Raw genomic sequence first — 17,884 nt, 5'->3', positions numbered from 1 at the left:
TTTTTTACACTTTATTATTATTCTATACTATTGATATTTAATTCAGTAAGAGTGTTCTCTTCAAATATTACTTTAAGTTCAATTGGATTGCAACAAACCTCGCAATCTTCAACATAGGTTTGACTTTTTATAGAAGAATCCAACAACATAGAAATTTGTTCCCAACAATATGGACATTGAAAAAAATGTTCTTCCATAGAATTAATTAATCAAAATTAATAAGGCTCCAACTGCGGTTGCCACAAAAATTAACTTTCTATACAATTGATTATTAATTCTTTTTAAAACACTTACTCCTGCATAAAAACCTATAACAATTCCAGGAATCATTAATAAATTTAAGCTTAAAGTGCTCCACGTAACCGTTTTCCATACAAAAATATGAAATGGTAATTTAAAAACATTTATTATAAAAAATAACCAAGCAGCTGTACCTATAAATTCATTTTTTGGTAAGCGCATTGCTAAAAAATAAATATCAGAAAAAGAACCAGCTAAATTACCAATCATTGATGAAATTCCAGACAATAATCCTGTTCCGCTTGAAAATGCCCAATGGCTAGGAATATCATTTGCTTTCTTTTTCTCCATATAAATCATAACAGCTACTGCTATTAAAATAAAAACAGCCATTACTTGTTTAAACAATTCTTCTGAAATATCATTACCAACCCAAACACCAATTAAAACACCTAAAAACATAGTTGGCAATAATTTTTTTAAATAATGCCATTGTGTATCTCTGTGGTAATAAATTACAGCAAATAAATCTGCCAAAACCATTAAAGGAATTAACACTCCTGTAGAAGCTTTTCCTCCAAAAACAAATGCCATTAATAATACAATTAATACTCCCAGTCCCTTTACTCCTGCTTTTCCAACGCCTAAAAGTATGGCTGCTAAAAAAGCCATTAAAAAGCTAAATAAGGATAATTGGTATGGTTCTAATAAATGTGTTAAAGACTGCAATATGCTATAATTTTTGAAGTGTTCAAAGGTACTTAATATTGATTTAATAAAACAAAAAAAGGCTAGTTAAAAAATAGCTAACCTTGTCATTCTAATTTATTTCAGAGTCTCATTAACAAATTAATAATTAATATGAGAACCTGAATAAAGTTCAAGTTGACGAAAATTTAACTTTTTAACTAGCCTTTTTTTATAAAATTCTTTAAAAAGAATTAATTTCCAGTTTCGTTTTTAGCATCTTCCTTCATTTTTTCATTAGGAATAATTGCTAAATTAACTCTACGGTTTTTTGCTCTACCTTCTGGCGTTGAATTATCTGCAACTGGTTGCTCTTCTCCGTACCAATTAGTAGTAAATCTGCTTGCTGCTAAACCTTTACTTGTAAAAAAATTAGTTACAGATTCTGCTCTATTTTTAGAAAGTGTCATATTATATGCATCTGCTCCAGAACTATCTGTATGTCCTACAACCAAAACATTTGTATCAGGATATTCTTTTAAAATATTTGCTAATTTTGTAAGTAATGCATCTGAAGCTGAATTAATATTGTATTTATTAGTTTCAAAAAACACTCCACTATTTTCATCAAACGTTACCACAATTCCATCATCAATTCTTTCTACAGTTGCACCAGGAATTTCTTCTTCTATTTGTTGTGCTTGTTTATCCATTTTTTTACCAATTAAAACCCCTGCAGTTCCACCTACAACACCACCAATAACAGCACCTAATTCTCCGCCGCTACCTTTTTTTCCTGTATTATTTCCAATAATAGCACCCAAAATAGCACCTCCAGCAGCACCAATTACAGCACCTTTTTGAGAGTTGTTTGCATTTTGCGTAGCGCTACAAGCCCCTAAATTTATTAGTACAGTTAACGATAAAATACTAATTGTAATTTTTTTTATTATAGTTTTCATTATTCAATAGTTTTAGTAAAATTCATAGTAATTATAAAAGGGTTTCCGTTTACGTTTAATGTTTGCACCCAAGTCATATTTGTATCTGATAATTGAGCTAGTTCCAATCTAAATCCTTTATTATCTTCAGATTTATTTTTTTCATTGGTTGGTTTTAGTAAAAAATCATACAAACCAGTTGCTGGATCAATTTCTTGAATGGTAAAAATAAAATTACGTTCACCTTCATTACAATTTGCTCCATTAATTATATATGTTCCAGTATTGTTGTTTGGTATAAATTTCCAGGAACTACCCTCAAAGCATTCTTTAGTAGCATCATTTAATAAGGATATATTATATGTGCCAACCTTGTTATGTGTAACGGAGTTTAAAACCCACTCCCCTTTAATAACTTTTTTTGATGTTCTAACTGTTTTACTAGTTCCGCAAGAAATTACAGACGCTATCAGTAAAACTGCTACAATTAATTTTTTCATAAGTATTCTGTTTTTAATTTTTTTTTTGATGTGTTTATTACATTTTAACACAAAGCAAATTTATAAATAAAACTGATTAGAAATATTAAAATAATAGAACTTTTTTAATGTTTTATTTGAATAAATTATGAATTAAACTCCATATTTTACAACTATATTTGCCTCATGAAAATTGAAATTCTTTTTGAAGATACATATATTATTGTAATTAATAAACCAAATAATGTTTTAATACACAATTCTTATTATGCCCGCAATATAAAAGATGCTACTTTGTTGGAACTTTTAGAAGAACAACTAAATATGCCTTTTTATCCTGTGCATAGATTAGATAGAAAAACATCAGGCGTATTGGTTTTGGCAAAACAGAAAGAAAACGTTGCTATTTTTCAAGCGTTGTTTAACTCTAATGAAATAAAAAAAATATATTTAGGAGTTGTTAGAGGTTTTTTTACTGAAACTCTTTTAATTGATTCTCCTGTAAAAAATGCAGATACAAAAGTATATAAAAACGCAGAAACGTTATGCGAACCGTTAAATACAGCTTTATGTAATATAGCTGTGCATCCGTATGAAAATTCTAGGTATAGTTTGGTAAAATTAACGCCGTCTACAGGAAGAATGCATCAACTGCGTATTCATATGAATAAAATTAGCCATCCAATTGTTGGTGATTATAAATATGGCGACAGGTTTCATAATAGAATGTTTGAAACTGAATTTTCTTGTGCCAACCTTTTTTTACACGCACATTGCTTAGCGTTTAAGCACCCGTTTACATCTGAAAATATTGAAATTTCTGCCACTTTACCAAACGACTGGAAATTAATTATGGAAAAATTTAGTTGGAAAATATAAAATACAAACCGCTTTCAAGTTTAAACTTATTGTTTAACAAAATTAATTTAAGAACTACATAATGTAGGTTTTAGCTTTTTTAATTGTCACGTCCACAATGTATGGCTAAAACTTTTATCTAAATAATTTGTTTTTAAAATTTAAACTTAAAAACGGTAAGTACTCTTATTTAAAAAAACCGTTTTCAAATTTATGTTCTACATATTTTACTACTTCAAAATTTTACGAATCCAACTTTTACTAACCAAATAAATCTCACCCCAATAATTAATTTGACTTATTAATTGAATTTTTAATTCCCAATATCTTCTTGTTTTTAGTTATAACGGGTATTAAATTAGTTAAAATTTCAAAGAACCTAAAATTTGAAAACGGTTGAATATTTAAATTCATTTGCTAATGAGGAAGTAACTTTTGTTGTTTTTCCTTTTTCATAATTTGCAAAACTAATTTAAACACTTGTTCTTTTATATACTTAAAGTTTTGAATATAATTGTCTAATTCTAATTTTAATTCAGTATGTTTTTTTCTAAAGTCATCTTCTTTTTTCATATAAATGTTTTCCATTAGCAATGCTAAATTCATTTTATGATCTTTAATATCTAACAATAACTTTGCGCCCAATTTTCCTTCGTGTTCTATACCATTTAAAAACAACTTAGCAGTTTTAAAATTTTCCATTTCACACAAACTAATAATATGTTCTGATAACATTTCCTTTAAAAAATCTTGTTCAATTTTTATAAATTCAATTTCAGAAATCCATTTGGTTGTTTTTTGATGTAATTCTTCTATACCTGCTTTTAAATAAGGTGTTCTTTGTCTTGTTGAATTAAGCGTTTTCATATTATTTTATTTTTATTTTTTAAAGAACCCAAGAGAATTTTGCATCTTCTTGGGTTCCATAAAAGAAGATTAATTTATTTCAATCACTTTTTTGTGTTCTTCATTTTTTAAAACATCCAATTTTTCTAAATGAATTTTTAAAACACCATTTTCATACTTAGCATCAATCTTCTTTGTGAAATCAATTACTTTTGGTAATGTAAATGAGCGTTTAAATGAATTGTAATAAAACTCTTTACGTGAATAATCTTTTTCTTTTTCTTCCTTTAAATTTTTGTTTTCAGCTGAAATTGTTATAATCTCATCTTTAATGGTCACTTCAAAATCTTTTTTTGAAAAACCTGGTGCAGCTACTTCAATCTCGAAGTCTTTTTTGTTTTCCTTTACATTTATTGCAGGTACCCAGTTATTACTTAAAACTAAATCCTCGTTAAATAAACTATCTGTATCCAATATTTCAGGAAACATAGCATCGAACATAGGAAAACGTCGGTTAAATCTTATTAGTGACATAATAAATATATTTAGTTTCAGTTTAGTAGGTCTAAAGTACTACCAGAATTCAAAAATTACAATGATTGAAATCAATACAAAAAATGATTGTTGTCAATTATTACATTTTTTTACTGTACTTTTTTAAGCAATTTAGTATCTAAAATAGTAATAGTTTTAGAGGTGAATTTTACCAGTTTTTCCTCTTTAAAATCGTGCAGTGTTCTTGCTAAAGTTTCTTTAGCTATACCAATATAATCAGCCAAATCGCTTCTGCTAATACTTATTTCTTTTTTGGCATTTAAATTTAAGTCCTTATGTAAATTAAGTAATACTTCTGCCGTTTTTTTACGAACAGAACCATACGCAAACAATAACATTTTATCTTTATAAGAAACGTTTTTACTAACCATAAAATCGATAAATTCAAATAACATATTATGGTTGTTATTTATAATTGCTGAAATTTCATCATAAGTTATTTTATACAATTCTGTATTTATAATAGCTTTTGAATATTCTGCATGTGGTTGACGAGCAATAAATGAAGCATATCCAAAGTATTGATTTTCAGAATAAAACCCTGTAATTAGCTCTTTACTAAATTCATTAATTTTATAGGTTTTAACGCTTCCTTTTTTTATAAAAAATATATGATTGCTTTTATTTCCTTGGCAATAAATGGTTTCTCCTTTTTTGTATTTAAATAGTTGTTTATGACTTAAAAACTGATCTAAATCTTTAATATTTATGGCAGACGTTGTTTCAGATTGATTTAACAGTGGTTTATTTTTGGTTGTTTTTGATTTATTATCAAAAGCTTCTACCCTTTTTAAACGTGTTTCTAGCGCTCTTAATAATTCAGATTCTTCAAAAGGTTTGTTTATATAATCATCTGCTCCTAATTCCATTCCTTTTCTTAAATCTTGATGATGTGTTTTTGCAGATAAAAAAATAAACGGAATTTGATCTAGTTCTGGTATTTTAGAAATAATTTGCAAAACACCATAACCATCTAGTTCGGGCATTAAAATATCACATACAATTATATCTGGTAAAAAAGATTTTGCCAATGAAATACCCAACTTACCATTTTCAGCAGTTTTAACTTTATAGTTTGCTAGTTCTAAAATTTCAGAGGTGTTTTCTCTTACAATTCTATCATCTTCAATTAAAAGTACCTTTTTAGCCATGATTATTATTCATTTTTGGTAATTGAACTTTAAAAATTGTTCCTTTATTTTCAACACTTTCAAATGAAATTGTACCATTTAAATTTTGCACATATCCTTTTACAATGTTTAAACCAATTCCTGTTCCGGGATAGTACAAAGCATTTTTAGCTCTAAAAAACCGGTTAAAAATTAAGTTTTGTTCACTTATAGGAATTCCTATTCCGTGATCTTCAATTGTAAAATAAATATTTCTTTTATTAGTTAATACACAAACCTTTATTGTTTCTTTTTCATTAGAATATTTAATGGCGTTATAAATTAAATTTTTAAGAATAATTGTAATTATTTTATTGTCATGATAAATTTCACAATCCTGCTCATTTTCAAAAATTAATTGCTGTTTTTTCTTTAAAAAAGGTTTTGTGTTTGCTGAAATATTTTTTATTAAATCACTCAATTTAAAATTAGATAAACTTAAGTTTATTTCACCAGCCTCAATGTTTTCAAGTGTTAACAAGTCATCTAACATGTGGTTTAAATGACTTATCATAGATTTTATTTTCTTTAAATGCTCATTTCGCTTTTCAACATTATCTAAATCGCTATACTTTGCCATCAATTCTGTTGAACTTAAAATTGCCGCTAATGGCGTTTTAAATTCGTGCGATGCTAATGCTATAAATTTGGTTTTTAAAAAATTTAATTCCTTTTCTTTACTAAGTGATTTTCTTAATTTTTGAACAACACTTTCCAGTTCTATATTTCGTAATTTAACTTCTTCTTCTAATTGAACATTTAAAGATTGAATTTTAATTTCTTTCTTTTTTCTTCTTGTAATATCTGTTAATAACAGTTTAAAGTAGTTGTTTCCTTCATAAGAAATTTTACCAAAACTAGCTTCAACAATTAATTTTGCACCGCTTTTTTTAACTCCAGTTAATTCTACCAGCGATTTAAATTTTTTCTTTTCTGGATTTTGCTGAAAATTTTTAAAAACACTACAATCTTTAAATAATGTACAAACTTTTAAGTTTTGAAGTTCATAAGTAGAATATTCAAAATAAATAGAAATTGGCGTATTTGCTATAACAATTTCGCCAAAATCATTAAATACCAAAATACCTGCTTGCATAGAATCGAAGCAAACTTTGTAAAATCCAATTTTTTCTTTTAATTCCATAGCTTTAACAATTTAAGTTAAAGTTAAAGGTTAAAGGATTCTTATAGTATGATAAAAATCAAATAGTTCAAAAAAATTAAAATTTCAACAAACTTATAATACTTGAATGTAACCGATTTTTTGGCAGATAATTATTTTCTAAGTTTTTTGCAAATGGAATTGGAGTTTCCAAACTACCTAAGCGCATTACAGGAGCATCTAAATAGTTAAAACATTTCTCTGATATAAGCGCAGCAATATCTGAACCAATACCGCCAAATAAAGTATCTTCATGCAAAACCAATACTCTTCCTGTTTTTTTGGTAGATTCAATTATTGTAGTTTCATCTAAAGGTTGTAAGGTTCTTAAATCTATAATATCCGCCGAAAACTGATACTTTTCAACAACTTCAATTGCCCAATGAACGCCAGCTCCGTAGGTTATTAGTGTAAAATCATTTCCTTCTTTAATAACGGATGCTTTCCCTAAAGGAATTGTGTAATACTCTTCTGGAACCTCTTGATATATAGAACGATATAATGCTTTGTGTTCAAAAAATAATACCGGATTTGGATCTTCAATAGCTGTTGCCAGTAAACCTTTTGCATCATATGGAAAAGCAGGATACACAACTTTTAAACCTGGAGTTTTTGTAAACCAAGCTTCATTTGTTTGGCTATGAAAAGGTCCTGCGCCTACTCCAGCACCACAAGGCATTCTTAATACAATATCAGAATTTTGTCCCCATCTGTAATAGGATTTTGCCAACAAATTAATTACCGGATTAAAACCTGACGAAACAAAATCAGAAAACTGTAATTCCACAACAGATTTAATTCCGTTGATAGAAAGTCCAAAAGCAGTTTCTATAATAGACGATTCGCAAATTGGTGTATTTCTAACTCTATTTTTACCAAACTGCTCTAAAAACCCTTCAGTAATTTTAAAAACACCACCATATTCTGCAATATCTTGTCCCATAATAATTAAATTATTATAGCGCTCCATACTTTGCTTTAACCCTTGAGAAATAGCATCTACAAACCGTATATTTAAAGGTTTAGATGAACTTACAATTTCTTTAAAATTAAACTTTTTATAAACATCATTTAATTCATTTTCAATAGAAGATTCTATCGGATCTTCATCAAAAGCTAGTTCTAAATTTTCTTGTATTTCAAACAATATTTCTTCCTTCATAGAAACTTCCATTTCTGGCGTAAGTATATTGTTTATCATTAAAAAATGTTGAAAATTATCTATAGGATCTCTTTGTGCCCAGTTTTCAATTAACTCATTTGGAACATACTTAGTACCACTAGCCTCTTCATGTCCGCGCATTCTAAAGGTTTTAAATTCTAATAATATTGGACGTGGATTTTCACGAACACTTTCAGCAATTTCTGTAACTTTAGAATAGACTTCTAAAATGTTATTCCCATCAATTATGTAGCTTTCCATTCCATATCCAATTCCTTTATCGGCAATATTTTCGCATTTAAATTGCTCTTTTACAGGAGTAGACAAACCGTAACCATTGTTCTCAATACAAAATAACACAGGTAAATTCCAAACCGAAGCTACGTTTAATGCTTCATGAAAATCTCCTTCACTTGTTCCGCCTTCACCAGAAAAAACAGCACAAACTTTTGGTTGATTTTTTAACAAATCGGCTAATGAAATTCCATTTGCAATACCTAATTGCGGTCCTAAATGCGAAATCATTCCAATTATTTTATAATCCTGAGTTCCAAAATGAAAAGAACGATCTCTGCCCTTTGTAAATCCACTTGCTTTTCCTTGCCACTGTGCAAAAAGCCTGAATAATGGCACATTTCTTTCGGTAAAAACACCTAAATTTCTGTGCATTGGCAAAATATATTCATCAAAGCTTAATGCTTTTGTAACACCTACAGCAATGGCTTCTTGTCCAATTCCTGAAAACCATTTTGAAATTTTTCCCTGGCGTAATAAAATGAGCATTTTTTCCTCAATTAAACGAGGTTTTAACATTGATTTATACAAATCTAATAATTGGGAATTTGAATAATCTCCAATTGAATAAACAAGTTTAGTTACTGAGCCTAAGTGTGTTCTCATTAGTAGTTATAGTTACTTATCAAATTTACACTTTTGTGGTAAAAAAAAATACCTTATCATAAAAAATGATAAGGTATTTATAAATATTTGTATATAAGTATTTAAAGCTCTCTAAAAATAGAATGCATTAAACGTGTTTTATCATTTATACTTTCTTCTAAAGAAATCATTGTTTCAGTTCTTGAAACACCATCTATATCATCAATTTCAAAAATAATTTCTTTTGCATGAGTTGTGTCTTTTGCTCTAATTTTACAGAAAACATTAAACTTTCCTGCAGTAATATACGCAACAGTTATGTTTGGTATTTTCTTTAAATCGTTCACAACTTGCATTGTTTTTGATGTTTTATCTAAGTAAATACCCACATGAGAAATAAAAGAATAACCCATTTTTTCATAATCTAATGTAAGGGTTGAACCTTTAATAATACCTTCATCTTCCATTTTCTTAACGCGCACATGAATAGTTCCGGCTGATACAACTAAACTTTTTGCGATATCTGTAAAAGGGGTTCTTGCATTTTCTATAAGAATATCTAGAATTTGATGATCAATCTCATCTAACATAAATTTTTTCATACTTTGTTATTGTTAAATATAAAATATTTAGCAAAAATATTAAAAAAATCGGATAATTAAACAAAATATTTACGAATTTGATAATTTTAATTCATCAAATTTTAAATTTTCCGCATTTACAACGTTATCGCTATAGTATTTAGATAAGTCTGAAATTTGTTCAATAGCTTCGTATCTTTCTAATTTTCCGTTAATTACTTTAAACTTATACTGAATTCCTATATCTCTTTTTACGGTTTCATTATTTTCAATAATTTCTATGTTTTTATAAATTTTATCTAAAAACATTTTATTGTTATTAGGAATTTTAAAGTAAGGTTCATAATTATTATATGCCTTATCTGTTGCAATAAAATAGATTCCTTGCAAAAGAGCATAGAAATTGAATTTACGTGTTATTTCCCTTTCGTAATCGTTTTTATAATGGCCTGCTTCAATTAAAACGGTGTTGTAACCTAACTTTTGAAAGTTATCACCGGTAGCCGTTGGATAAAATTCATCTGTATATCTACCAACGCAATTAGGTATTATTTGCTGCAACAAAGCATTCATTGCTACTATAACGCTCATTGTTTCGGTTCTTCCTTTGGTAATTGTTCGTTCTAAGTCTTCAGATGGCGCTAAAAACGATATTGTTGCTGGGTTTCCAGTTCCATCAACATTAAATATTGAGCGTTGATCGTGTAAATTAAAGCAAAATTTAGGCTTAAATTTGTCCAAATGCTTGCGCAATAGCTTGCTTTCAACCGCTTTTTTATCAACAGCATCTCTGTTTAAATCAATATCATTGGCATTTTCTCTTGTAAATTTAATGGCTCCATCTGGATTTAACATTACAATAAATTGTAGCGTACAAGAGTCTAAAATAGTAGTTGAGATGGTTTCAAACTCCGCTGTTGGATATTCAAAAAAGTTAAATAAGTCGAATAATGCTTTTGTTCCTGTACTTTCGTTACCATGCATTTGCGACCATGTTAACACTTTAATAGCTCCAGTTCCTATAAATATTTTATAAATAGGAATATTATTTTCTGAATAACCAATTATTTCCTTTTTAAATTTTGAAGATAATTTATTTATAAATGGTTCTATATCTTCAAATAAAATTCTACGTCCTTTTAATTCCGATTCAAAATTGATTTTATACCAATTATCTAACTGTTTGCTATTTATTAAATTCATTCTCTGTTTTTATCTGGTTACAAATGTAAATATAAGATAGTTTACAATTGTAACAAGTCTTTTTTCACACTCTTTTTACAAATGTAATTGTAATTTTAATTCATAAATTCTACTAAAACAACTGAATATTTAAGTGTATAGATATATTTTATGTAAATATTGTATAGTACTGTTATTTAATACTTTATATACATTCATATAAAGTTGAAATATAGGTATATTGAGGGTTTTAAAATCTTTTTTATGGCACTTTATTGATTAATTCACTGGAAATGATTACATTTGTGACAAGGAATTAAATTACATTTGTAAACAATGGTAAATGTTGAAAAATTTGCGGAACGATTGAATAAAGTGATGGATTATTATGAATTATCTGCTGCTCAATTTTCTGAAAAAATTGATGTACAACGCTCAAGTATATCTCATATCCTATCGGGGCGAAATAAACCTAGTTTAGATTTTGTTCTTAAAATATTAAAAGAATTTCCTGAAGTAGAATTATACTGGCTTTTAAATGGTATTGGTAATTTTCCAAAAATTAAAAATCAAACATTTAAACCTACTCCAACACTATTTTCTGAAGAGGAAGAAAAAACACAAGAACCAATTGAAATAGTGAATGAAAAAATTGCATCTGATAATTATTCTAAAAATGAAGAGATTGATAGAATTGTAATTTTTTATAAAAACGGAACTTTTAAAAATTATAAACCAGGTTAATATGTTTGTTTAAAAAATTAAATACCATTGCTTAGGTATTAATTAATTTGAAGAGTTAAATTTTACTTTATAATAAATTCTGTTTTTAAAAATGAAAAAATACTGATATAATTAAATTGCATTCTAAAAATAATTACCAGATTTTTTAACATAAAAAAAAGGCTTCTAATTTATATTAGAAGCCTTTTTTATTATTTAAGAATATAACTACTCAATAAGTTTAGCCATTCCTGTTTTTAATATTAAAATAAGTTCGTCTTTATTTTTGTTAGAAGATAACAATTGCTTTTGTACCATTTGATTTAGCATATTAACAGCCATTTTATCAAAATTATACTTTTTATATTGTAATCCTAATTTCACAAAATCATTAGTTAAATTACTAATAGCTTCTTTGTTGTCACTTTCTGCAATCCATTTAAAAGCCTCACCATATAATGATTGAGTTCTGGCATCTTGTGATAAAAACATTCCCTTTAACACATGATTTGCAATAAATGGCAAGTTGCTTTTATCTTTTTCATTGATGTAAATAGTTGTAATAGCATCTGATAAACTTTCTTTTGTATCTTTATCTAAAGATTTTAATTTATTTAAAGCACTTGTTTTATCTAACTGATACAACGAGATTAATGAGCTTCCTGTAATTGCAAATGAAGGATTGTTTATTCCTTTTTCAAATAAAGGTTTATAAATAGGATCTAATAATTTTCCTAAAACCTTTAAAGCTGCAGCTTGTACCAAAGTGCTGTTATCTTTTTGAGCTAAATTTTCTATTTTTAAAATGGCATCTTTTTTATTGTATTTTTGAAACAAGTCAATGTTTTCTAAAGCTATTACTCTAATTTCATAATACGGATCATTTAAGGCTTTTAAAACCGTTTCATAAGCTTCTTTTGTAGATTGCTCTTTTACAATCTCTTCTAAAGCTAATCTTCTATCTAAATAATGCGGCGCGTTATTAAACTGATAGATATAATTATCTATTGTTTTTTTATCAGAAATCTCTGCTAAAAGTACGTGTTTTGCATCAACATTAATTAGTTCAGGTAGTTTTGTAAAAGGAAATGTAAATGAATTTTGCTCGCTATCTACCCAAACATTATAGCTGTTTTTTCCGGTAGTTTCATAAACATCAATTGTTATAGGAAATTTAAATACTTTTCCTGGTTGGTGAATGTTTACGGTAACTTTTTTGTTAATGGTGTTTACATCATAAGTAACATTCATTTTTATATGTCCATTACCATAATACCATTGATTAAAAAACCAATTTAAATCTTTACCACTCACTTTTTCCATAGCTAAACGAAGATCTTGTGCCTCTGCTGTTCCAAATTTATGCTCGGTTAAATAAGTATTCATTCCCTGAAAAAATGCATCATCACCTAAAATATCTCGTAACATATGAAGAATAGCATTTCCTTTATGGTAACTTACCGTATCAAACATATCTTCTCTATCATGATAATAAAAACGAACTAAATTTTTGTCTTCACTTTCACTTTGTAAATACGTTTGTACATCTTCATACATATGTGCTGCAGCTCTATCTTTACCGTATTTATGCTCAAACCATAAATAAACACTATAGGTTGCAAAAGATTCATTTACTGTTAAATTAGCCCAACTTTCTGTAGTTACTAAATCTCCAAACCAATGATGAAATAACTCATGAGCAATGGTTCCTTCCCATTCATTATTATCAATTAACTGTCCTTTTCTTTGTTGCGCATCTTCTGCATGAATTACTGCCGTTGTATTTTCCATAGCTCCACTTACATAATCGCGCACAACCATTTGACTGTATTTATCCCAAGGATATTCAATACCTGTTAAATCAGAGAAAAAAGTTAACATTTCTGGCGTTTTGCCAAAAATATCTTTCGCTACATTTTCATATTCTTTCTCTACATAATAATCTACAGGAATATTTTTCCAACTATCTTTTACAACACTAAACTCTCCAACACCCATAAAAACTAAATATGGCGCATGTTTCTGATCCATTTTCCAATAATCAGTTCGTGTTCCGTTAGCATTGTTGGTTTGACTTTTTAAGGTTCCGTTAGAGAGTGTTACAAACTTATTTGGAACAGTCATGTAAATTTCTTGAGTAGTTTTTTGATTTGGCGAATCTATTGTTGGAAACCAACAACTATTAGATTCTGTTTCTCCTTGTGTCCAAATTTGCGTTGGTTTATTTGGATCTTCCTCTTTTGGATCTATAAAATACAACCCTTTTGCTTCCGTAATATTAGCGCTACCCTTTTGAGTAACTTCTTCTGGTTTTGCAATGTATTTTATGTACACAAGATATTGTTCTCCTTTTTTATACGTTTTCCCTAAATCTATAGTAATTTCGTTATCAGAATAATTAAAGCTTGCCTTTACATTATTCACCTTAACCTCTTTAACTTCAAATGATTTTGCGTCTAAAACAACTTTGTTTGTTGGGTAAAAATATGGCTCTAAAGTTATCCACGCTTCTCCATTTAATTGGCTTTTTTGAAAGTTAAAATCAACCTTTAATTTTGTATGAACTAAACTGTTAATTTTTTCTCGTTCAGCTTGATAAATTTTATTTTGAGCTGTTATTTGTAAGGTCAATAATAAAATTAATGCTATTATTATTTTTTTCATGTTATACTATTAAATTTAAAGGTTCAAAAATAACATATTTATTGCTTTTTGAAGTTAATAGATAGTTAAAAAGCCACACTTTACAGTATGGCTTTTATATTATTTTTGTTATACTACAATTTTAATTGATGCTTTTCATCAATCCCTCTAGTTGTTGTAACTGATTGGAATTTCCATCTAGTTTAATTTGCTGAGAAATTTTTAAAATATCAGCTGGATTCATGTTTTCTCCAATAACTCTTACCAATGCAAAACCTTTAGTATTATCTGCTCCAAATATTACAACTTCATCAATTGCTTCTTCATCTCCTAAATAATTAATACTTACATTTCCTTTTCCTCCATTCATTCGCATTAATTGCTTGTATTTTGGATTTTTTAAAATTTGTTTTACTTTTTCTTTTTCCGATGCAAACAGTTCTTTATTTAAATCGGTTAATTGCAATGCTAAAAAATTTACTTTTTTAATTGTTTTTAATGTATTTGTTACTTCTTCAGAAACTTCTTCTTCTTTTAATTGTAAAATACTTGAAGGTAAATCAATTGAAATAAATTCATTATTCTCCTTACTATCTACATAATACTGTTGTAATGATGGACTGGAGTTGCAGCTAAAAGTGGCAATTGCAATTAAAAATAACCCTATACTTTTAAAAAATATTTTCATTTTAATGCCTTTTTAATTGTTTTCCACTGTTTGGAATATATCCTTCTGTTAATTTTGCAATTTTATTCAAATCAATATCTCCGGTTAAAGATAAAATTACAGATTCTTGGTTTGCTCTATTTGTCATATCACTTACAAACATTAATAATTCGCTAACGTGATCATCATCTTTTCCTGGTTTAACGTAAATTTTAACATTGGCATCTTTATCTTTTACACGCATTAATTCTATCAGTTTTGAAGATTTTAAATATCCATTTACTACATCGTTCATTTGTTTAGCAATAGATGTACTTTCTGTAGTGTAAACTTTTAAATTATTTAATCCTTTTACCATATCCATATAATCTTTGGCTTCCGGACTATTTCCACCAAATTTACTTGCCATTTTAAAAGCTTCCTTAGTTACTACAACTGTAGTAACATCATTCATTTCTTCAAATTTATCAAAAACAGAGGTTTGTGCATAATTTGAAATTGAAAAGGCTACAATTGCTATTCCTATTATTATTTTTTTCATTTTTTACTTATTTAGGTTGTTTAAATACTTTGTTTTTTGTGGTTTCGAACTGTTGTAAATGTGTTACTGCAACAGTTCCTTTGTTTAAATTAACTGAAAGTAATTCTAAAGCCATTTGTGTTTCGGCCATAATTTTTTCAGCTTTTCGCTCTTGGTTTTTTTGATATCCAATGTAAACACTTACTAGTAAAACTATTGATGCGGCTACAGATAACCATTTCCAATTCGTTTTCTTAGTTTTTAATTGAATGGTTTTTGTAAATCGTTCATTTTTACTAGTTGATAAATATCCGAATAGTGTTTCATATTCTTTTAAATGTGGCGCTACATTACCTTTTAAAAAATAGTTTTTCAACTCTTTTTCTTCTGCAATGGTAGTTTCTGCATTTAAATATTTTTCCAACAACTTTTCTATGTTAGCTAATTCCATAATTATGTTGCTTTGTTAATTGTTCTCTTATTGTTTTTCTTGCTCTTGATAGTGAAACTCTTACTGCTGTTGGATTTATTTGTAGCATTTCTGCTATTTCCTCAAACTCGTATTCTTCAATATCTCTTAATTGTATTATAATTTTTTGTTGCTCTGGTAAGTTCTCAATCAATTTTTGAACCAAACTTACACTATCATTTAATTCTACTTGTGTTTGTAAAGGTGTTCCGTTTTCTTGATAATTACTATGCACCAATTTTAAATTACTAGCTTGTTTAGATTTTAACCTGTCAAAACAATAATTTTTTGTCATAGTCATAGCAAATGCTTCAACACTATTGTAATCTTTTAACTTAGTTCTGTTTTTCCAAAGTTTAAAATATAGCTCTTGTGTAGCATCTTCTGCTTCTTCGGTAGAAACTAACAACCGTTTTGCCAAGCGAAATACCTTATCTTTAAAAGGCATTACAGTTTTTAAAAAATCTGACTGCTTCATTTTTTAAGTTTGGATTTACTTTTTTAAGTCGATTACACAATTATGACGAATAACATTCGTTTTTGTAACAATAACATTAAAAAAATGTAATAATAATTAATATATTGCGACATATAACATAAAATTAAAATAATTCACATGAAAAAAGTTAGTTTAAAACTATCATTATTTGTATCTCTTTTATTTATTATTGGGTGTACTAAAAGTAATGATTCCCCTACAATAACAACAAGCATTGATTATTCTGAAATTGAAATTCAGGATTTTATTTGGGAAGCAATGAATAGTTATTACTTATGGAAAGATAATATTGCAAATTTAGCAGATTCTAAAGATGATTATACAAATAGTTATTATACTTATTTATCATCGTATCCAGATCCTGAAGAATTTTTTGAAAGTTTAATTTATAATAGATCTTCTGTAGATAAATGGTCTTGGATTGTTGATGATTATGTTGCGTTAGAAAATTCATTTGATGGAATTAGCACTAGTAATGGTGTAGAATATAGATTATCTTATGAGTCTGGCAGTGATTACAATATTTTAGGCTACGTACGTTATATTTTACCAAATTCTGATGCTTCTACAAAAGATGTAAAAAGAGGTTATGTATTTAATGCTATTGACGGCGTGCAATTAACAATAGACAATTACAGTACTTTACTTGCTCAAGACACTTATACTATGAATTTTGCTGATTTAAACAGTGGAAACCCAATTTCTAACGGAAAATCTGTATCATTAACAAAAAGCGAATATCAAGAAAATCCTGTTTATATTACAAAAACATTAGAAGTTGGTGGAAAAAAAATAGGTTATTTAATGTATAATGCGTTTACAAGTTCTTTTGATAAGGAGTTAAACGATGCTTTTGCACAATTAAAAGCTGAAGGAGCAACAGAATTAGTACTAGATTTACGCTATAACAGTGGTGGTTCTGTGCAAACATCTGTTTATTTAGCAAGTATGATTACTGGTCAGTTTAATGGTCAATTATTTGCAAAAGAAAAATGGAATACAGAATTACAAAGTTGGTTTGAAACAAATCATCCAGATTGGGTTGAAAACAATTTTACAAATACATTAGTTGTAACCGATGATTCTGATGTTTCAGTAGAATACCCAATAAATAGTTTAAATTTAACTAAAGTATATGTAATTACTACAGGAAGCTCCGCATCAGCTAGCGAGTTAATTATCAATGGCTTAAACCCTTATATTGATGTGGTAACTGTTGGAACAACAACATCAGGAAAATATACCGGATCAATTACATTATATGATTCTGATACTTTTGGAAGAAGTGGAAGTAATTTAAATGCTAATCATACTTGGGCATTACAGCCAATTGTTTTAGAAACTGTAAATAAATTAGGAGTAAATGATAAAGATGGTTTTGATCCAACAATAGAAATTATTGAGTATGTTTCTGATTTTCAAGAGTTAGGACTAGAAACAGAGCCTTTATTAGCCAAAGCAATTGAGCAAATTTCTCCAAGTGGAAAAGCGGCAACAAGTAAGAAACCTTCTATTTTCCTAAATGATTTTAAAGAATATACAGGAGAATCAAAATATAATACTGGAATGCATATTGATAAAAAACTTCCAGATGGTTTATTAAATAGATTTAATTAATAAAG

General features: G+C 27.8%; 19 protein-coding genes. 3 read left to right on the top strand and 16 right to left on the bottom strand.

Annotated features, from left to right (window positions below):
• Positions 1–17 precede the first annotated feature (17 nt).
• The 4 genes from ABY298_RS01440 to ABY298_RS01425 all read right to left on the bottom strand — a co-directional run bounded on the left by ABY298_RS01440 (position 18) and on the right by ABY298_RS01425 (position 2,368).
• A complete protein-coding gene (locus ABY298_RS01440; RefSeq protein ID WP_372744205.1) occupies positions 18–197 on the bottom strand; it encodes a CPXCG motif-containing cysteine-rich protein in 180 nt (59 codons plus the stop codon).
• 4 nt (positions 198–201) lie between these two features.
• Positions 202–969 carry a sulfite exporter TauE/SafE family protein gene (locus tag ABY298_RS01435; protein ID WP_372744204.1) on the bottom strand — a complete coding sequence of 256 codons (768 nt, stop codon included), beginning with the start codon at positions 967–969 and terminating at the stop codon, positions 202–204.
• A 212-nt stretch (positions 970–1,181) separates the two neighbouring features.
• Positions 1,182–1,889 (bottom strand): OmpA family protein, encoded by a 708-nt coding sequence (locus ABY298_RS01430; RefSeq protein WP_372744203.1) that lies wholly within the window; start codon positions 1,887–1,889, stop codon positions 1,182–1,184.
• Positions 1,889–2,368: a lipocalin family protein gene (locus ABY298_RS01425; RefSeq protein ID WP_372744202.1), complete on the bottom strand. Its 480-nt coding sequence runs from the start codon at positions 2,366–2,368 to the stop codon at positions 1,889–1,891. Before ABY298_RS01425 ends, ABY298_RS01430 begins: the two co-directional genes overlap by 1 nt.
• A gap of 165 nt (positions 2,369–2,533) precedes the next feature.
• On the opposite strand from ABY298_RS01425, the gene ABY298_RS01420 reads away from it, so the two are divergent.
• A complete protein-coding gene (locus ABY298_RS01420) occupies positions 2,534–3,226 on the top strand; it encodes a pseudouridine synthase (RefSeq protein ID WP_372744201.1) in 693 nt (230 codons plus the stop codon).
• A 396-nt stretch (positions 3,227–3,622) separates the two neighbouring features.
• Here the strand turns inward: ABY298_RS01420 and ABY298_RS01415 are convergent, their stop codons facing one another.
• The 7 genes from ABY298_RS01415 to ABY298_RS01385 form a co-directional block, all read right to left on the bottom strand.
• Positions 3,623–4,072 (bottom strand): hypothetical protein, encoded by a 450-nt coding sequence (locus ABY298_RS01415; RefSeq protein WP_372744200.1) that lies wholly within the window; start codon positions 4,070–4,072, stop codon positions 3,623–3,625.
• Between the two features lie 69 nt (positions 4,073–4,141).
• Entirely contained in the window at positions 4,142–4,585 is a 444-nt protein-coding gene (locus ABY298_RS01410; protein WP_372744199.1) for an Hsp20/alpha crystallin family protein, read from the bottom strand.
• A 110-nt stretch (positions 4,586–4,695) separates the two neighbouring features.
• On the bottom strand, positions 4,696–5,757 hold the full coding sequence (locus ABY298_RS01405; RefSeq protein ID WP_372744198.1) for a response regulator: 1,062 nt from the start codon (positions 5,755–5,757) through the stop codon (positions 4,696–4,698).
• The gene (locus ABY298_RS01400; RefSeq protein ID WP_372744197.1) at positions 5,750–6,919 is read right to left on the bottom strand and encodes a sensor histidine kinase; all 1,170 of its coding nucleotides are present in this window, start codon (positions 6,917–6,919) and stop codon (positions 5,750–5,752) included. Before ABY298_RS01400 ends, ABY298_RS01405 begins: the two co-directional genes overlap by 8 nt.
• Positions 6,920–6,995: 76 nt before the next feature.
• Complete coding sequence (locus tag ABY298_RS01395) at positions 6,996–8,999, bottom strand: thiamine pyrophosphate-dependent enzyme (protein ID WP_372744196.1); 2,004 nt, start codon at positions 8,997–8,999, stop codon at positions 6,996–6,998.
• Between the two features lie 101 nt (positions 9,000–9,100).
• Positions 9,101–9,580: an Lrp/AsnC family transcriptional regulator gene (locus ABY298_RS01390; RefSeq protein ID WP_372744195.1), complete on the bottom strand. Its 480-nt coding sequence runs from the start codon at positions 9,578–9,580 to the stop codon at positions 9,101–9,103.
• Between the two features lie 69 nt (positions 9,581–9,649).
• Positions 9,650–10,762 (bottom strand): M14 family zinc carboxypeptidase, encoded by a 1,113-nt coding sequence (locus ABY298_RS01385; RefSeq protein WP_372744194.1) that lies wholly within the window; start codon positions 10,760–10,762, stop codon positions 9,650–9,652.
• A gap of 315 nt (positions 10,763–11,077) precedes the next feature.
• On the opposite strand from ABY298_RS01385, the gene ABY298_RS01380 reads away from it, so the two are divergent.
• Complete coding sequence (locus ABY298_RS01380; RefSeq protein WP_372744193.1) at positions 11,078–11,485, top strand: helix-turn-helix domain-containing protein; 408 nt, start codon at positions 11,078–11,080, stop codon at positions 11,483–11,485.
• Between the two features lie 207 nt (positions 11,486–11,692).
• On the opposite strand, the gene ABY298_RS01375 is transcribed toward ABY298_RS01380, so the two are convergent.
• The 5 genes from ABY298_RS01375 to ABY298_RS01355 all read right to left on the bottom strand — a co-directional run bounded on the left by ABY298_RS01375 (position 11,693) and on the right by ABY298_RS01355 (position 16,241).
• A complete protein-coding gene (locus tag ABY298_RS01375) occupies positions 11,693–14,128 on the bottom strand; it encodes a M1 family metallopeptidase (RefSeq protein ID WP_372744192.1) in 2,436 nt (811 codons plus the stop codon).
• A 121-nt stretch (positions 14,129–14,249) separates the two neighbouring features.
• On the bottom strand, positions 14,250–14,795 hold the full coding sequence (locus tag ABY298_RS01370; protein WP_372744191.1) for a DUF4252 domain-containing protein: 546 nt from the start codon (positions 14,793–14,795) through the stop codon (positions 14,250–14,252).
• A gap of 1 nt (position 14,796) precedes the next feature.
• A complete protein-coding gene (locus tag ABY298_RS01365) occupies positions 14,797–15,315 on the bottom strand; it encodes a DUF4252 domain-containing protein (protein WP_372744190.1) in 519 nt (172 codons plus the stop codon).
• A 7-nt stretch (positions 15,316–15,322) separates the two neighbouring features.
• The gene (locus tag ABY298_RS01360; RefSeq protein WP_372744189.1) at positions 15,323–15,745 is read right to left on the bottom strand and encodes a hypothetical protein; all 423 of its coding nucleotides are present in this window, start codon (positions 15,743–15,745) and stop codon (positions 15,323–15,325) included.
• The gene (locus ABY298_RS01355) at positions 15,732–16,241 is read right to left on the bottom strand and encodes an RNA polymerase sigma factor (RefSeq protein WP_372744188.1); all 510 of its coding nucleotides are present in this window, start codon (positions 16,239–16,241) and stop codon (positions 15,732–15,734) included. Before ABY298_RS01355 ends, ABY298_RS01360 begins: the two co-directional genes overlap by 14 nt.
• A 138-nt stretch (positions 16,242–16,379) precedes the next feature.
• Between ABY298_RS01355 and ABY298_RS01350 the strand changes: the two genes are divergently transcribed.
• Entirely contained in the window at positions 16,380–17,879 is a 1,500-nt protein-coding gene (locus ABY298_RS01350; protein ID WP_372744187.1) for a S41 family peptidase, read from the top strand.
• The last annotated feature ends 5 nt before the right edge of the window (positions 17,880–17,884 follow it).

It is taken from the genome of Lutibacter sp. (assembly GCF_041596795.1).
Lineage (GTDB): Bacteria > Bacteroidota > Bacteroidia > Flavobacteriales > Flavobacteriaceae > Lutibacter.
This window is presented reverse-complemented; position numbering and strand designations above follow the sequence as displayed.

Excerpts from the sequence above, each read along its gene's own strand:
- ABY298_RS01430 (WP_372744203.1), bottom strand. The coding sequence starts at position 1,889 with ATGAAAACTATAATAAAAAAAATTACAATTAGTATTTTATCGTTAACT.
- ABY298_RS01395 (WP_372744196.1), bottom strand. The coding sequence starts at position 8,999 with ATGAGAACACACTTAGGCTCAGTAACTAAACTTGTTTATTCAATTGGA.
- ABY298_RS01405 (WP_372744198.1), bottom strand. The coding sequence starts at position 5,757 with ATGGCTAAAAAGGTACTTTTAATTGAAGATGATAGAATTGTAAGAGAA.
- ABY298_RS01380 (WP_372744193.1), top strand. The coding sequence starts at position 11,078 with ATGGTAAATGTTGAAAAATTTGCGGAACGATTGAATAAAGTGATGGAT.
- ABY298_RS01415 (WP_372744200.1), bottom strand. The coding sequence starts at position 4,072 with ATGAAAACGCTTAATTCAACAAGACAAAGAACACCTTATTTAAAAGCA.
- ABY298_RS01360 (WP_372744189.1), bottom strand. The coding sequence starts at position 15,745 with ATGGAATTAGCTAACATAGAAAAGTTGTTGGAAAAATATTTAAATGCA.
- ABY298_RS01400 (WP_372744197.1), bottom strand. The coding sequence starts at position 6,919 with ATGGAATTAAAAGAAAAAATTGGATTTTACAAAGTTTGCTTCGATTCT.
- ABY298_RS01410 (WP_372744199.1), bottom strand. The coding sequence starts at position 4,585 with ATGTCACTAATAAGATTTAACCGACGTTTTCCTATGTTCGATGCTATG.
- ABY298_RS01375 (WP_372744192.1), bottom strand. The coding sequence starts at position 14,128 with ATGAAAAAAATAATAATAGCATTAATTTTATTATTGACCTTACAAATA.
- ABY298_RS01385 (WP_372744194.1), bottom strand. The coding sequence starts at position 10,762 with ATGAATTTAATAAATAGCAAACAGTTAGATAATTGGTATAAAATCAAT.
- ABY298_RS01390 (WP_372744195.1), bottom strand. The coding sequence starts at position 9,580 with ATGAAAAAATTTATGTTAGATGAGATTGATCATCAAATTCTAGATATT.
- ABY298_RS01425 (WP_372744202.1), bottom strand. The coding sequence starts at position 2,368 with ATGAAAAAATTAATTGTAGCAGTTTTACTGATAGCGTCTGTAATTTCT.
- ABY298_RS01420 (WP_372744201.1), top strand. The coding sequence starts at position 2,534 with ATGAAAATTGAAATTCTTTTTGAAGATACATATATTATTGTAATTAAT.
- ABY298_RS01350 (WP_372744187.1), top strand. The coding sequence starts at position 16,380 with ATGAAAAAAGTTAGTTTAAAACTATCATTATTTGTATCTCTTTTATTT.
- ABY298_RS01355 (WP_372744188.1), bottom strand. The coding sequence starts at position 16,241 with ATGAAGCAGTCAGATTTTTTAAAAACTGTAATGCCTTTTAAAGATAAG.
- ABY298_RS01440 (WP_372744205.1), bottom strand. The coding sequence starts at position 197 with ATGGAAGAACATTTTTTTCAATGTCCATATTGTTGGGAACAAATTTCT.
- ABY298_RS01370 (WP_372744191.1), bottom strand. The coding sequence starts at position 14,795 with ATGAAAATATTTTTTAAAAGTATAGGGTTATTTTTAATTGCAATTGCC.
- ABY298_RS01365 (WP_372744190.1), bottom strand. The coding sequence starts at position 15,315 with ATGAAAAAAATAATAATAGGAATAGCAATTGTAGCCTTTTCAATTTCA.